The organism is Cryptosporangium minutisporangium (assembly GCF_039536245.1).
Lineage (GTDB): Bacteria > Actinomycetota > Actinomycetes > Mycobacteriales > Cryptosporangiaceae > Cryptosporangium > Cryptosporangium minutisporangium.
This window is the reverse complement of record NZ_BAAAYN010000012.1, coordinates 134,984-149,321: the sequence shown is the minus strand read 5'-3', so window position 1 is coordinate 149,321 and position 14,338 is coordinate 134,984. Positions and strand designations below refer to the sequence as shown.

14 protein-coding genes are annotated in these 14,338 nt (G+C 71.7%); 12 read left to right on the top strand and 2 right to left on the bottom strand.

Annotation, left to right across the window (positions count from 1 at the left end):
• Positions 1-21: 21 nt before the first annotated feature.
• Together ABEB28_RS10345 and ABEB28_RS10340 are read left to right on the top strand one after the other, a co-directional pair.
• A complete protein-coding gene (locus ABEB28_RS10345) occupies positions 22-288 on the top strand; it encodes a hypothetical protein (RefSeq protein WP_345727791.1) in 267 nt (88 codons plus the stop codon).
• Between the two features lie 292 nt (positions 289-580).
• Complete coding sequence (locus ABEB28_RS10340; protein WP_345727790.1) at positions 581-1,918, top strand: MFS transporter; 1,338 nt, start codon at positions 581-583, stop codon at positions 1,916-1,918.
• 44 nt (positions 1,919-1,962) lie between these two features.
• Here ABEB28_RS10340 and ABEB28_RS10335 read toward each other — a convergent pair whose 3' ends face one another.
• Entirely contained in the window at positions 1,963-3,159 is a 1,197-nt protein-coding gene (locus tag ABEB28_RS10335) for a 4-hydroxybenzoate 3-monooxygenase (protein ID WP_345727789.1), read from the bottom strand.
• A gap of 231 nt (positions 3,160-3,390) precedes the next feature.
• Here ABEB28_RS10335 and ABEB28_RS10330 point away from each other — a divergent pair, with 231 nt between their 5' ends.
• From ABEB28_RS10330 to pcaC, 8 genes are all read left to right on the top strand, one after another.
• Positions 3,391-4,212, top strand: a complete 822-nt coding sequence (locus tag ABEB28_RS10330) for a CoA transferase subunit A (RefSeq protein ID WP_345727788.1) — start codon at positions 3,391-3,393, stop codon at positions 4,210-4,212.
• Complete coding sequence (locus tag ABEB28_RS10325; protein ID WP_345727787.1) at positions 4,209-4,961, top strand: CoA-transferase subunit beta; 753 nt, start codon at positions 4,209-4,211, stop codon at positions 4,959-4,961. The genes ABEB28_RS10330 and ABEB28_RS10325 overlap by 4 nt, the downstream gene beginning before the upstream one ends.
• A gap of 94 nt (positions 4,962-5,055) precedes the next feature.
• Positions 5,056-6,234, top strand: coding sequence for a thiolase family protein (locus tag ABEB28_RS10320; protein ID WP_345727786.1), 1,179 nt, complete (start codon positions 5,056-5,058; stop codon positions 6,232-6,234).
• 9 nt (positions 6,235-6,243) lie between these two features.
• Positions 6,244-7,008: a protocatechuate 3,4-dioxygenase subunit beta gene (gene pcaH / locus ABEB28_RS10315; protein ID WP_345727785.1), complete on the top strand. Its 765-nt coding sequence runs from the start codon at positions 6,244-6,246 to the stop codon at positions 7,006-7,008.
• Positions 7,005-7,574, top strand: coding sequence for a protocatechuate 3,4-dioxygenase subunit alpha (pcaG, locus tag ABEB28_RS10310; RefSeq protein ID WP_345727784.1), 570 nt, complete (start codon positions 7,005-7,007; stop codon positions 7,572-7,574). Before pcaH ends, pcaG begins: the two co-directional genes overlap by 4 nt.
• Positions 7,564-8,907: a 3-carboxy-cis,cis-muconate cycloisomerase gene (gene pcaB, locus ABEB28_RS10305; RefSeq protein ID WP_345727783.1), complete on the top strand. Its 1,344-nt coding sequence runs from the start codon at positions 7,564-7,566 to the stop codon at positions 8,905-8,907. Before pcaG ends, pcaB begins: the two co-directional genes overlap by 11 nt.
• Positions 8,904-9,686, top strand: coding sequence for a 3-oxoadipate enol-lactonase (gene pcaD, locus ABEB28_RS10300; RefSeq protein WP_345727782.1), 783 nt, complete (start codon positions 8,904-8,906; stop codon positions 9,684-9,686). Before pcaB ends, pcaD begins: the two co-directional genes overlap by 4 nt.
• Before the next feature lie 26 nt (positions 9,687-9,712).
• Positions 9,713-10,060 (top strand): 4-carboxymuconolactone decarboxylase, encoded by a 348-nt coding sequence (gene pcaC, locus ABEB28_RS10295; RefSeq protein ID WP_376981229.1) that lies wholly within the window; start codon positions 9,713-9,715, stop codon positions 10,058-10,060.
• A 44-nt stretch (positions 10,061-10,104) separates the two neighbouring features.
• Here the strand turns inward: pcaC and ABEB28_RS10290 are convergent, their stop codons facing one another.
• A complete protein-coding gene (locus ABEB28_RS10290) occupies positions 10,105-10,881 on the bottom strand; it encodes an IclR family transcriptional regulator (protein WP_345727780.1) in 777 nt (258 codons plus the stop codon).
• A gap of 128 nt (positions 10,882-11,009) precedes the next feature.
• On the opposite strand from ABEB28_RS10290, the gene ABEB28_RS10285 reads away from it, so the two are divergent.
• On the top strand, positions 11,010-12,605 hold the full coding sequence (locus ABEB28_RS10285; RefSeq protein WP_345727779.1) for an AMP-binding protein: 1,596 nt from the start codon (positions 11,010-11,012) through the stop codon (positions 12,603-12,605).
• The gene (locus ABEB28_RS10280) at positions 12,606-14,285 is read left to right on the top strand and encodes a CocE/NonD family hydrolase (protein ID WP_345727778.1); all 1,680 of its coding nucleotides are present in this window, start codon (positions 12,606-12,608) and stop codon (positions 14,283-14,285) included.
• Positions 14,286-14,338 lie beyond the last annotated feature (53 nt).

Sequence of the window (14,338 nt, the reverse complement as noted above, 5' to 3'; positions counted from 1 at the left end):
GCGGCGGCTGCGAGGTGTGCCATGAAGGGCGACCGAGTCGAGATCGTCATCGATGCCGGCGAATCCACCCGCACCTACGAGGTCGTGGCGACCAGAGCCGGTCGGCGCGTCGACGTGACGCACGGCCGGGGCATCGTCGAGGTGACCGAGGTGACGCGGGGCGGAACGGCGGTCCGCACGGCCCGCTTCATGGCCGCCCGAGTCCTCGCCCTGGTCGAGCATCCGGCTCCTCGGGGCGCGCGGGCCGACGACGAACAGTCACCCTCCGCCCGGGTGTCGGCGGCCTGAGCTGAACGCTTTTGTCACTCTGCCGTAGTTAGTGCGCCACGCCACGTAGTTCCTCGTCATGAGTTTGTCGAATGGCGTTCGGGACGGCGTAACGAGGGAGCAAGCTCGTCTCACTGCACAGTGTTGTGCCGGGTGCGCTTGGCTTCCGACGGCACGGGGGGCAGGGTCGTACCCGGTTCCTCCGCGTCGCTCGGGCTCTCCGCATCCGGGCGGCGGGAGGAGACACGTGTATCCATCCGATGCTCTCGGAGTACCCATCGGCTACAGACCGGCGCGGGCGAACGCCCGCCCGATGGCCGGTCCGCGTGTGGAACAGCAGGTCGACGCGGTCACCCGGCGCCCGACCGGACGGGGTCTCCCCGCCGCCGGTCTGCTCTTGAGCACTGCGACCTGGTACACGCTCTTCCTGTTCGCCTCGGGCGCGCCCGCCATCCTCGGGCCGCTGTTCTTCACCCGGTACGGGGGCGCCACCGGGAACCTGTTCGCGCTGGCCACCGCCGGGGTCGCGTTCCTGGCCCGCCCGATCGGCGCGTTGATTTTCGGTCGGCTGGGTGACACCGTCGGACGGCGGCCCGCGCTGCTCTCCTCACTCGCGCTCGCCGGGACGAGCATCGTCCTGATCGGTGCGCTGCCGGTCGCGGACAGCATCGGCTCGCTGGCCCCGCTGCTGCTCGTCGCGCTGATGCTCGTGCACGGCGTCGCGATCGGCGGGATCTGGAGCGGGATGGCGCTGAGCCTCACCGAGGCCGCTCCCCCGCGCCGACGCGGGCTGGTGGGCGGTTTCGTGCAGGGCGGGGTGTCCTGCGGCGCGATCCTCGCGAACGTCGCGATCTACGCGGCGATCTCGGCCTTCGACGAGGAGACGTTCGAGAGCTGGGGCTGGCGAGTGCCGTTCCTCGCCGGCGGGGTGCTCCTCGCCGCCGTCGTCGTGATCGCGCTGCGCCCCCGCGACCCGAACCAGCAGCCGGAGCCGGTCGCGCATCCCCGGCCGATCCTCCACGTGCTGCGTCGACCCGGTCGCCTGCTGCTCGCCGCCGGCCTGTTGTTCGCCGCCAACGCCGCGTTCTACGTGACGATCACCGGCACGGTGGAGTACGGCGTCACCGAGCTGAGGCTGGCCCGCGCGGATCTTGTCGGCGGCGCGTTCGTCGCCGCGGTCGTGGGTGTCCTCGGCGCGCTCGGCGGCGGGGCGCTCGCCGACCGGATGGGCCGTCGCCCGGTCGTGATCCTCGGGGCGGTGGCCACCGGCCTCTGGGCCTTCCCGTTCTTCTGGTTGGTCAACACCGCCGCCGTCGAGCTGATCACGTTCGCGATGGCGGTCAGCGGACTCGCGTCCGCGCTGGGGTACGGCGCGGTCGCCGCGTACCTGACCGAGTTGTTCGACCGGCGGTCGCGCTACACGGGCACTGCGCTCGCCTATCACCTCGGCGCCGCGGTCGCCGGCGGCGCGGCCCAGGTGGCCGTGCTGAAACTTCCCACCTATGTGGAGAGCGGGGTGTCGTGGTTCCTGATCGGAGCGGCCACGCTCACCGTGCTCTGCGCACTCGCGCTGCCGGAGACCAAACCGCGCTCGGCCGAGCAGCAACGGTACGCGCGGCTGAAGGAGGGCTCCGGCGGCGGGCGCGGCTGACGCCGCGGCCCGCGCAGAAGGTCCCCGCTCGGAAGTACCTGGTCCTACGGCAGCGGCCAACCGGCGTAGTTCTCGGCGAGGTTCGTCGCGGCGGCCGTCGAGCTGACGATCTGGCGGAGCTGTGCGATCTGCAGGCGCTCCTGGAACTCCGCCTCCTGCGGGGAGGCGAACGACTCGGTGGGGAACTTGTGCAGCATCGACGTCATGAACCAGGAGAACCAGGTGCTGCGCCAGACCCGGGTGAGGCAGGTGTCGGAGTAGGCGTCGGCCAGGTCCGCCTTGCCCTCGACCAGCAGGCGGACCAGGGCGTCGGCGAGCACCTTGACGTCGGCGACCGCGAGGTTCAGCCCCTTGGCGCCGGTCGGCGGCACGATGTGCGCGGCGTCGCCGGCCAGGAACAGGCGGCCGTGGCGCATCGGCTCCGCGACGAAGCTCCGCATCGGCGTGATGCTCTTCTCGGTGATCGGCCCCTCGGACAGTGTCCAGCCGGGGTGCCCGAGGCGGAGCTGCAGCTGCTCCCAGATCCGCTCGTCGGACCAGTCCTCGATCTTCTCGTCCGGATCGACCTGGATGTAGAGGCGGCTCACCTCGGTGGAGCGCATGCTGTGCATCGCGAAGCCCTGCGGGGAGTGCGCGTAGATCAGCTCGTCGGTCGAGGGCGGGACCGTCGCCAGAATGCCCAGCCAGGCGAACGGATAGGTGCGCTCGGAGACGCGCAGGGAGGGGATCGCCGGCCGGGAGACGCCGTGGAAGCCGTCGCACCCGGCGATCGCGTCGCACTCGATCTCGTGGGTTACGCCGTCCGCGTCGACGAACGAGAGCACCGGGCGCTCGGTGTCGACGTCGCGGACCGCGGTCTCCGTCACCTCGAAGTGCAGCTGGTGGCCGGCCTCGAGGCCGGCGGCGATCAAGTCCTTGACGACCTCGGTCTGCGCGTAGACGGTCAGCGTCCGGCCGCCGGTCAGCGACGGGAAGTCGACGTGGTGGCGCTCACCGGCGAACTGCAGGTAGATGCCGCTGTGGGTGAGCCCTTCGCGCACCATCCGGTCACCCAGGCCGATCTCCTTCAGCAGCTCGACGCTGCCGTGCTCCAGGACGCCCGCGCGCTGGCGCTTCTCGCAGTACTCGCGGCTGCGGTTCTCCACCAGAACGGACTCGACGCCCTGCTGGGCGAGCAGATGCTGCAGGAGCAGACCGGCCGGCCCGGCGCCGATGATGCCTACTTGGGTGCGGGTACGCATCGCACGCTCCACTCGATTCGTTGGGGCGTTCAGGATTACGGGCGGATTGCCGATGCATGACCCGGCTCTTCCGTTAGCCGGAAGAGCAATCCCGCGGCCCGGTGTGCCGTCACTAGCGTGAGGTAACTCCGTACGAAACCCGACCGCAAGGGGACGCCCACGTGGCTCTGCTAGCCAACTGCAGCGACGCCATCGCTCCGCCGGCGCCCGCCCTCGAAGGAAGGCCTCCGCATGGCTGAGCTGATGACTCTCGCGGAAGCGGTGCGGAACCTCGTCCGTGACGGGGACACCGTCGCGCTGGAGGGGTTCACCCACCTGATTCCGGTCGCTGCCGGCCAGGAGATCATCCGGCAGGGTCGGCGCGACCTGACGCTCGTCCGGATGACCCCGGACATCGTCTACGACCAGCTGATCGGCGCCGGCTGCGCGCGCAAGCTGATCTTCTCCTGGGGCGGTAACCCCGGCGTCGGCTCTCTGCACCGGTTCCGGGACGCCGTCGAGCACGCCTGGCCGGCACCGCTGGAGATCGAGGAGCACAGCCACGCCGGCATGGCGAACCGGTACGTGGCCGGCGCGTCCGGGCTGCCGTTCGCGGTCCTGCGCGGCTACGTCGGTACCGACCTCGTCGACCAGACCGACACGATCAAGCCGATCACCTGCCCGTTCACCGGCGAGAAGCTGACCGCGGTGCCCGCGATCAACCCGGACGTCACGGTGATCCACGCCCAACGCGCCGACCGCGCGGGCAACGTCCAGGTCTGGGGCCTGCTCGGCGTCCAGAAGGAGGCCGTGCTGGCCGCCAAGCGGTCGCTGGTCACGGTCGAGGAGATCGTCGACGAACTGGCGCCGGTGCCGGGCGCGATCACGCTGCCGACCTGGGCGGTGACTGCGGTCGCCGAGGTCCCCGGAGGGGCGCACCCGAGCTACGCGCAGGACTACTCCGAGCGCGACAACGACTACTACCAGGCCTGGGACGAGATCAGCCGGGACCGGGAGCGGTTCACGCAGTGGCTCGAGCAGAACGTGCTGGACACCGCCGGGAGCGCACGATGAGCGACAGCTACACCTCGGACGAGATGATGACGGTCGCCGCCGCCGGGACGCTGCGCGAGGGCGCGGTCTGCTTCGTCGGCATCGGACTGCCGAGTACCGCGGCGAACCTCGCGCGACGGCTGCACGCGCCGAACCTCGTCCTGATCTACGAGGCCGGAGCGGTCGGCGCCAAGCCCGATCGGCTGCCGCTCTCGATCGGCGACGGCGTCCTCGGCGAGACCGCCGACGCGGTGGTCAGCGTGCCGGAGATCTTCAACTACTGGCTGCAGCCGGGCCGGATCGACGTCGGCTTCCTCGGTGCCGCGCAGATCGACAAGTTCGGCAACATCAACACGACCGTCGTCGGTGACTACGCGGACCCGAAAGTCCGGCTGCCCGGCGCCGGCGGGGCGCCGGAGATCGCCGCGTCGGCCAAAGAGGTGCTGGTGATCGTCCGGCAGAACCGGCGCGCGTTCGTGGAGAAGGTCGACTTCGTGACCTCGGTCGGGTACGGGGACGGTGCTGGATTCCGGGAGCGGCTCGGCCTGCCCGGCAAGGGGCCGGTGAAGGTGATCACGGACCTGGGCATCCTGGAGCCGGACCCGGAGACGCGGGAACTGACCCTCACTGCGGTGCACCCGGGGGTGACGCTGGACCAGGTGAAGGAGGCCACCGGGTGGGACCTCGCAGTGGCTCCGGACCTGGTCACGACCGAAGCACCCACTGACGAGCAACTGCGTGCCCTACGTGCTTTGAAGGAGGCTCGATGACCGACGCGTTCATTCTCGACGCCGTGCGGACGCCGTTCGGGAACAGCGACGGAGTCGCGCTGACCGGCGCCACCCGACAAGGAGGGCTGCGCTAATGGCCGACGCGTTCATTCTCGACGCCGTGCGGACGCCGTTCGGGAAGTACGGCGGTGCGCTGTCCGGCGTCCGCCCGGATGACCTGGCCGCGCACGTCGTCCGCAGCCTGGTCGACCGCTCGCCGGACCTCGACCCCGCGACCATCGACGACGTCCTGTTCGGCGACGCCAACGGTGCCGGCGAGGACAACCGGGACGTCGCCCGGATGGCCGTCCTGCTCGCCGGCCTCCCGACGTCGGTACCGGGCGCCACCGTCAACCGGCTCTGCGGCTCCGGGATGGAGGCCGCGATCGAGGCCAGCCGCGCGGTCGAGACCGGCGACGCGAACCTGCTGATCGCGGGCGGCGTCGAGTCGATGAGCCGGGCGCCCTGGGTGCTGCTCAAGCCTTCCCGGCCCTACCCCAGCTCGCACGAGACCTTGCACTCGACGACGCTCGGCTGGCGCATGGTCAACCCTCGGATGAACGACGAGTGGACCGTGTCGCTCGGTGAGGCCACCGAGCAGCTGGCCGACAAGTACGGCATCACCCGGGAGGCCCAGGACGCGTTCGCGGTCAGCAGCCACCAGCGCGCCGCCGCCGCATGGGACGCCGGGACGTTCACCGACGAGGTCGTCGCCGTTCCCGACACCGACCTCGACCGGGACGAGGGCATCCGCCCCGATTCGAGCATCGAGAAGCTGGCCCGGCTCAAGCCCGCGTTCCGCCCGGACGGCACGATCACCGCGGGCAACGCGTCGCCGCTCAACGACGGCGCCGCCGCGACGCTGATCGGTTCCGCGGAGACGGCCGCTCGTCTCGGCCGGACGCCGCTGGCCCGGATCGCGGGCCGGGGCGTCGCCGCGGTCGAGCCGCAGTACTTCGGAATCGGACCGGTTCAGGCCGCCGAGCGCGCGCTGCGCCGCGCCGGCATCGGCTGGGGCGACCTGAACGTCGTCGAGCTGAACGAGGCGTTCGCGGCCCAGTCGCTGGCCTGCCTCGCCGACTGGCCGGAGCTCGACCCGGAGATCGTCAACGTGAACGGTGGCGCGATCGCGATCGGCCACCCGCTGGGCGCCTCGGGCGTCCGTGTACTGGGCAGCCTCGCCCACGAACTACGCCGTCGCGGTGGCGGCTGGGGACTCGCCGCCATCTGTATCGGCGTCGGCCAAGGCCTCGCCGTCGTGCTGGAAGCCTGAGGAGGCTCCATGACCGAGACATCCGCGAACGCGGTCGAGAACCCCACCGACCGGCTGGCCTTGCCACGCTACCTGCGCGACGCCGAGGTGCACCCGCATCTGGACTTCGAGGGCTACAAGTCGACGGCGCTGCGCCACCCGAAGCAGCCGCTGGTCGCCCTACCGCACGCGTTCACCGAGATCACCGGGCCGCTGCTCGGTGAGGGGCGCCTCGGCGAACTGGACAACGACCTCACCCGGCAGCACGCCGAGGAGCCCCAGGGCCAGCGCATCATCGTGCACGGCCGGGTGCTCGACAGCGACGGCCGCCCGGTGCCGCAGACGCTGATCGAGATCTGGCAGGCGAACGCCGGCGGCCGCTACCGGCACGTCGTGGACAACTGGCCGGCGCCGCTCGACCCGAACTTCACCGGGCTGGGCCGGACGCTCACCGACGACCAGGGGCGCTACACGTTCACCACGGTCAAGCCCGGCGCTTACCCGTGGAAGAACCACCACAACGCCTGGCGGCCGGCCCACATCCACTTCTCGCTGTTCGGGCGCGCCTTCACCCAGCGGCTGGTCACTCAGATGTACTTCCCGGACGACCCGCTGTTCCCCTACGACCCGATCTTCAACTCGGTGCCGGACGAGAAGGCCCGGCAGCGCATGGTCTCGCGCTTCGACCTGGCCACGACCCAGCCGGACTGGGCGCTGGCGTTCGAGTTCGACATCGTGCTCCGCGGTTCGGAGCAGACCCCGTTCGAGGACGCACACGACGAGGACGAGGAATGACGCAGCTCGGCACTACGCCTTCGCAGACCGTCGGGCCCTACCTATCGATCGGCCTCACCTGGGACGACGGCGTGTTCGTCGCCCCCAAGGGCACGCCCGGCGGCTTCTGGATCCGGGGTCGGCTGACCGACGGCAATCGCGACACCGTCCCGGACGGCCTGATCGAGACGTGGCAGGCCGACCCCGAGGGCCGCTTCAACCACCCGGACGACCCGCGCGGTGCGGTGGCGCCGAGCGTCGAGGGTTTCCGCGGTTTCGGGCGCTCGGCGACCGACGCGAACGGCGAGTGGGCCGTCCACACGGTCAAGCCGGGCCGGGTGCCGGGTGTCGACGGTGCACTGCAGGCTCCGCACGTCGACGTCTCGGTGTTCGCCCGCGGCATGCTGCAGCGGGTTGTCACCCGGATCTACTTCGCCGACGAGGAGGCCGCGAACGCGTCGGACTCGGTGCTCGCGTCGGTGCCCGCAGCCGCCCGCGAGACGCTGCTGGCGACGCCGACCGAGGACGGCTACCGCTTCGACATCCGCCTCCAGGGTGACGGGGAGACCGCCTTCTTTGCGCTCTGACCTGTTCGATCCGCTCTTCGCCGACCCGGAAGTGTCCGCGCGGGTCGGCGATGACGCCGTGGTCCGCGCGATGCTCGACGTCGAGGCGGCGCTGGCCCGCGCGGAAGCGTCCGTCGGGGTGATCCCGGCGGACGCCGCGGACGCGATCACCGCGGCGTGCGGCGGGACGTTCGACGCCGCTGCGCTGGGCCGGGCCGCCCAGTCCTCGGGGAACCCCGTGGTGCCGCTGGTCCGCGCGCTGGAGAAGGTGCTGCCGGAGTCCGCGCGGCCCTGGGTGCATCACGGGGCCACCAGCCAGGACATCCTGGACACCGCGCTGATGCTCGTCGCCCACCGGGCGAGCGGGCGAATCCTGGACGCGCTGCGGACCGGCACCGACGCGCTGGCCTCGCTCGCGTCGGACCACCGGCGAACGCTGATGGTCGGTCGGACACTCGGCCAGCAGGCGCTGCCGACGACGTTCGGGCTCAAGGCCGCCGGCTGGCTGGTCGCGCTCGACACGGCGGCGAGTCGGCTCCGTACGGTGCGGGAGACGCGCCTCGCCGTGCAGTTCGGCGGCGCGGCGGGCACGTTGGCGGCCCTGCTCGACCGCGGCCTGACCGTCGGAACGGCGCTCGCCGCAGAGCTGGAACTGGCGGAGGCGGTGGTGCCATGGCACACCGACCGGCAGCGCGTCCTGGAACTCGGGTCGGCGCTGGCCGGCGTCGGTGCGGCGCTGGGCAAGCTCGCGCTCGACCTGACGCTGCTGGCCTCCTCCGAGGTGGCCGAGGTCTCCGAAGGCGGAGGCGGCGGTGGCTCGTCGGCGATGCCGCACAAGCGCAATCCGGCCGGGTCGATCCTGATCCGTTCGGCCTCGATCCGGACGCCCGGCCTGCTGGCGACGCTGCACACCGCCGCCGCGCAGCAGGAGCACGAGCGGGCGACGGGTGGGTGGCACGCCGAGTGGGAGCCGCTGCGCGACCTGTTCGACGTCGTCGGCGGGGCCGCGGCACGCACCGCCCGGATCCTGCCCGACCTGCGGGTGGACGCCGATCGCATGCGGGCCACGCTCGACGCGACCGGCGGCGTCCTGCTCAGCGAGAACGTCAGCGGCGCCCTCGCGCCCGAACTCGGCCGCAGCGGAGCGCATGATCTGGTGAAGAGTGCGGTAGCCAAGTCAGCGGAGTCCGGACGGCCGCTGCGCGCCGTCCTGCTGGACGAAGCGGACGGACGGATCGACGCCGACCGGCTGGACGCGGCGCTCGACCCGACTCGGTACCTCGGCAGCGCCGAGGCACTGGTCGACCGGGCGCTGGCCGCTCATGCCGACGTATGGAGAGGACCCGCGGGGTGACTGCTCGACTGGCCTGTACCTGGTACGGCCTCGACGACGTGCCGGTGGACGCCCCGGTCTTGGTGCTGGGGAACTCGATCGGCACCAACCAGGGCATGTGGGCGCCGCTGATCCCCGAGCTCGCCGGTCGGTTCCGGGTGCTGGCGGTGGAGACCCGGGGGCACGCCGGCTCCGAGGTGCTTCCGGGGCCGTACTCGCTCGACGAGTTGGGCCAGGATTTCCTGGCGCTCTTCGACGAGCTGCACCTCGGAACCGTGCGCTACGCCGGGCTGTCGCTCGGCGGCATGATCGGCATGTGGCTGGCGGCGCACGCGCCCGAGCGGGTCGAGCGGATGGCACTGATCTGCACGTCGGCCTACCTGCCGCCGGCCACGAACTGGATCGAGCGGGCCGAGACCGTCCGGGCCAAGGGCACCGGTTCCATCGCCGACGTGGCGGCCGGACGCTGGTTCACCGAGGGCTTCCGGGCGCGTGAGCCGGAGCGCGTCGCGGCCGCGGTGGCGATGCTGGAGGCCACCCCGGACGAGGGATACGCCGCGTGCTGCGAGGCGATCGCCGGCATGGATCTGCGCGGGGATCTGCCCCGGATCACCGCGGACACGCTGGTGATCGCCGGCGCCGACGACCCGGCCACACCGCCGTCGCACGCCGAGGCCATCGTCGGCTCGGTGCCCGGCGCACGGCTGCAGATCGTCCCGGACGCCGCCCATCTGGCCACACTGGAGCAGCCGGAGGCGATCGGTGCGCTGGTCGTCGCCCACCTGGGAGGAGCTCGGTGAACGACGAGCAACGCCACGCCGACGGCATGAAGGTGCGCCGGGAAGTGCTCGGGGACGCCCACGTCGACCGCGCGATCGCGAACACCACCGAGTTCACCGCCGACTTCCAGCACTTCATCACCCGCTACGCGTGGGGTGAGATCTGGACCAGGGAGGGGCTCGACCGCAAGACCCGCAGCTGTCTGACGCTGGCCCTGCTCACCGCGCTGCGTGCGGAGGGTGAGCTGCCGATGCACGTCCGGGCCGCGCGGCGCAACGGTCTGACGCCGGACGAGATCAAGGAAGTGTTCCTGCACACCGCGGTCTACGCGGGCGTTCCGGCCGCCAACGCCGCGTTCGCGATCGCCCAGAAGGTGCTCGCCGAGGAGGCGTGACGTCAGGTGGACCTATCCGGGGGCGCCGAAGGGTCCACTTGGTGTCAGAGTGCCGCGCCCAGAGCCCGGGAGATGCCGCGGGCGGCGGCGCGGACGGCGGGGACCAGCCCGAGCCGGTCGGCGCCGTCGCTCGGGACGACCACGGACAGGGCCGCCACCACGCCCACCGCTCCCGGCACCGCATCGGGCACGTCGTGCGCCGGACCGAGCACCGGCGCGGCCACCGAGAGCGTGCCCGGGTCGACCATTCGATCGCAGATCGCGATGCCACTCCGGCGCACCTCGGCGAGCACCTGGCGCAGCCGCTTCGGATCGGTGATCGTGTGCGGAGTGAACGGCTTGAGCGTCGTGGCCAGTACCTGGTCCTGGAACTCCGCCGGGGCGTAGGCGAGCAGCACCTGGCCGACCCCGGTCGCGTGCAGCGGCAGCCGCCCGCCCACCCGCGACACCACGCTGACCGCGTGCCGGCCGGAGATCCGTTCGACGTAGACCGCTTCGAACCCGTCCCGCACGGCGAGCTGGACGTTCTCGTGGGTGACCTCGTACAGGTCCTCGAGGAACGGCATCGCCCGCTCCCGGAGTCCGAGGCTGCGCGGCGCCAGCGACGCGACCTCCCACAGCCGCAGCCCGATCCGGTACCGCCCGGCGTCGTCGCGTTCCAGCGCACCCCACTCGGTCAGCTCCCCCACGAGCCGGTGCGCGGTGGTGAGCGGCAGGCCGGTCCGGCGGCCGATCTCGGACAGCGTCAGGCGTGGCTGCTGGGCGGTGAAGGCTGCGAGGATGCCCAGCGCCTTACTGGTGACCGACGGCGCCGCTTCCACGGCTCCAGGATCGCAGTCCGGCGCGCGGAACTCGTGGCCACCTCGAACATACGACAATCGATTGACGCTCGACACCGGCGAATATACGGTTTTCGCACCACGGCCCGGCACCTGACGAGGAGGTCAGCGTGGCCCGGATCCACCGCAGCCCGTACCCCCCGGTCGACATCCCCGACGTGTCCGTCAGCGACTACGTCCTGGCCGGCGCGGACGCGCGGGGCGGCCATCCGGCGCTGATCGACGGCGCCACCGGTGAGGAGATCGGCTTCTCCGACCTCGCCGACCGCGTGCGGTTCCTGGCCGCCGCGCTGGTGACGTCCGGTATCGGGCGGGGCGACGTCGTCGCGCTGGTCACCCACAACCAACCCCGGTACGCGGTCGCGTTCCACGCGGTGCTCGCGACCGGCGCCACCGTGACCCCGATCAACCCGCTCTGCACCGCCGAGGAGATCGCACGGCAGCTGGCCGCCTCGGGCGCGGTGCTCGCCTTCGCGGCGGCAGCAGTCGCCGATACGGTCCGGACCGCGGCCGCACGGCAGGCGACCGCCGACGGCGCGCGGTCCGACGTCCAGATGGATGTTGTGGTTTTGGAGGACGCCGCGTTCGACGAGTTGGTCGCCAACGGCGAGCGTGCCCTCACGAGCGGGGCGCGCCTGCCCCGGGTCGGGAGCGACGGAGTCGCGCTGCTGCCGTACTCCAGCGGCACCGGCGGAACCCCGAAAGGGGTGATGCTGACCCACCGCAACCTGGTCGCGACCCTCGCCCAGCACGCACCGCTGTACCGGCTGACCAGCGACGACGTGTGCGCCGCCGTGCTGCCGTACTACCACATCTACGGCACGACGATGATCCTCAACTACGCGCTGCGGGCGGGCGCCACCCAGGTGACGCTGCCCCGCTTCGGGCTGTCGGCGTACCTCGGGCTGGTGGCCCGGTACCGGGTGACCCGCGGTCACTTCGCCCCACCGCTGGTCCTGGCGCTGGCGAACGCACCCGAAGTGGACGCGTACGACCTGTCGTCGCTGCGGCTGGCGATGTCCGGCGCCGCACCGCTCGACGTGGAGGTCGCCGCCCGGGCCACCGCACGCACCGGCGTGCGGATCGGGCAGGGCTACGGGATGACCGAGGCCTCCCCCGGGCTCACGTTCGTCGCCGACGAGGAGGTCGGGGTCCTCTCGTCCGGGTGCGTCGGCCGCCTCGTCCCGAATACCGAGGCACGTCTGGTCGATCCGGCGACCGGCGAGGACTGCGACGCCGAGGACTGCGACGCCGAGGGCGAGCTGTGGGCCCGGGGTCCGCAGGTGATGGCCGGCTACCTGGGCAATCCGGCCGCCACCGCGGAGACGCTGGTCGAGGACGGGTGGCTCCGAACCGGCGACATCCTGCGCGTCGACTCCGACGGCGTCTGGTGGGTGGTCGATCGACTGAAGGAGCTGATCAAGTACAAGGGCCACCAGGTCGCTCCGGCCGAGCTGGAGGCGCTGCTGCTCACTCACCCGGACGTCCGGGACGCCGCGGTGATCGGTGTTCCGCACTCCGAGGGCGGCGAGGCACCCAAGGCGTTCGTCGTCGGGACGCCGGGCGAGGCCGAGCTCCTGTCCTGGGTCGCCGAGCGGGTGGCGCCGTACAAGCGGATCCGGGCCGTCGAGTTCGTCGACGCGATCCCCAAGTCTCCGGCGGGCAAGATCCTCCGCCGGGTTCTGCGTAACCGAGAGGGAGCCTGAATGCGCAAGCTCGACCGTGCGCCGTTAGCGGTCACCGCGGTACACGACCAGCCGATCCCGATGCGGGACGGCACGATCCTCCGGGCGGACGTCCACCGTCCCGCGGAGGGTGAGCCGGTGCCGACGCTGCTGGTCCGCAACCCGTACGGCGAGGGCCTGGGACGTGCCATGCCGGTGGTGCCGGCGCTGGAGGCCGGGTTCGCGGTCGTGATCCAGCACTGCCGCGGACGCGGGACCAGCGACGGGATGTTCGAGCCCTGGGCGGACGAGCCGTCCGACGGCGCGGACACGGTCCGGTGGGTCACCGCGCAGCCGTGGTCGAACGAGCTGGTCGTCGGCTGGGGCATCTCGTACGTCGCCGGCACCGCGCTGCAGACCGCGATCGAACGGCCCGAGGGTTACGTCGGCATCGTCGCGGCGCAGACACCCGCGGACTTCTACGACGACCTCACCTACATCGGCGGCGCGCTCGCACTCGGTTCGGCGCAGGGCTGGGCGGCGATGCAGGGGCTGCTCGGCGGCCAGCACGCGATGCTCGCCGGGGAGGACGCCGGGTCGCTGCTCGGCGCCGCGCTGCCCGCGATGTTCGACCCGGACGCCGCCCGCAGCGCGCTCCCGCTCCGGGACGCCCTCGGCCTGCCCGGCGCCTCGCCGTTCTGGGCCGACTGGCTGGACCACCCCAGCCGGGACGAGTACTGGACGAAGTTCGGCACCCCGCGGGACAACTACGCCGCGATCGACGTGCCGGTCTACCACGTCGCGAGCTGGTACGACCTGTTCCTCTCCGGGACGTTGGAGAACCACGCAGCGCTGGGTGGCCCGTTGGTCATCGGGCCATGGACGCACGGCGGTCTGCACGCGAACGGGGCGGGTGAGGCGTACTTCGGGCCCGGGTCACCGGCGATGATCCTGCAGTTGGAGGCCGATCAGCTCGGGTTCCTCCGGGAGGTCGTGACCGATGGGGAGCCGAACCCGGCGCGTCCGCCGGTGAAGATCTTCGTGATGGGCGAGAACGTCTGGCGGGACGAGCAGGAGTGGCCGCTCGCCCGTACGGTGTTCACTCCCTGGTACTTGCGAGCGGGGGGTTCGCTCGGACCGGCCACCTCGACCGGGACGTCGACGTTCGTCTCCGACCCGCGCGACCCGGTGCCGACGGTCGGGGGCAGCCTGCTCTTTCCGGAGTTCAACACCGCGGGACCGCACGACCAGCGCGTCCTCGACGGCCGGACGGACATCCTGCGGTTCGTCAGTCCGCCGCTCGACGCGGACCTGGAGGTGACCGGCCCGCTCACCGTCGTGCTGTACGCGGCCACCGACGCGGCCGACACCGACTGGACCGCCAAGCTGATCGACGTCCACCCGGACGGGACCGCGCTGAACGTCGCGGACGGCATCGTGCGGGCCCGGTACCGCAACGGGGTGGACGCCCCCGACCCGATCACTCCCGGGACGCCGTACGAGTACCGCATCGACCTGGTCGCCACCAGCCAGGTGTTCAAGGCGGGCCACTCGATCCGGGTCGACGTCGCGAGCTCCAACTTCCCCCGTTTCGACCGCAATCCCGGCAACGGAAAGCTGTCCGCGGAGGCGACCGAGGCCGATCTCACCATGCAGCACCAGACCGTGTTCCACGACGCGGAGCGGGCCTCGCACATCCTGTTGCCGGTCATCCCCCGGTGACGTCGTTCCCGCTCTCCGGAATCCACCCTCGCTCGGCATGGTTGGTTGGGGTA

Coding starts and splice junctions, on each gene's coding strand:
- pcaH (WP_345727785.1), top strand. CDS start 6,244: ATGACCGAGACATCCGCGAACGCGGTCGAGAACCCCACCGACCGGCTG.
- ABEB28_RS10345 (WP_345727791.1), top strand. CDS start 22: ATGAAGGGCGACCGAGTCGAGATCGTCATCGATGCCGGCGAATCCACC.
- pcaG (WP_345727784.1), top strand. CDS start 7,005: ATGACGCAGCTCGGCACTACGCCTTCGCAGACCGTCGGGCCCTACCTA.
- ABEB28_RS10280 (WP_345727778.1), top strand. CDS start 12,606: ATGCGCAAGCTCGACCGTGCGCCGTTAGCGGTCACCGCGGTACACGAC.
- pcaC (WP_376981229.1), top strand. CDS start 9,713: ATGAAGGTGCGCCGGGAAGTGCTCGGGGACGCCCACGTCGACCGCGCG.
- ABEB28_RS10335 (WP_345727789.1), bottom strand. CDS start 3,159: ATGCGTACCCGCACCCAAGTAGGCATCATCGGCGCCGGGCCGGCCGGT.
- ABEB28_RS10340 (WP_345727790.1), top strand. CDS start 581: ATGGCCGGTCCGCGTGTGGAACAGCAGGTCGACGCGGTCACCCGGCGC.
- ABEB28_RS10320 (WP_345727786.1), top strand. CDS start 5,056: ATGGCCGACGCGTTCATTCTCGACGCCGTGCGGACGCCGTTCGGGAAG.
- ABEB28_RS10330 (WP_345727788.1), top strand. CDS start 3,391: ATGGCTGAGCTGATGACTCTCGCGGAAGCGGTGCGGAACCTCGTCCGT.
- ABEB28_RS10325 (WP_345727787.1), top strand. CDS start 4,209: ATGAGCGACAGCTACACCTCGGACGAGATGATGACGGTCGCCGCCGCC.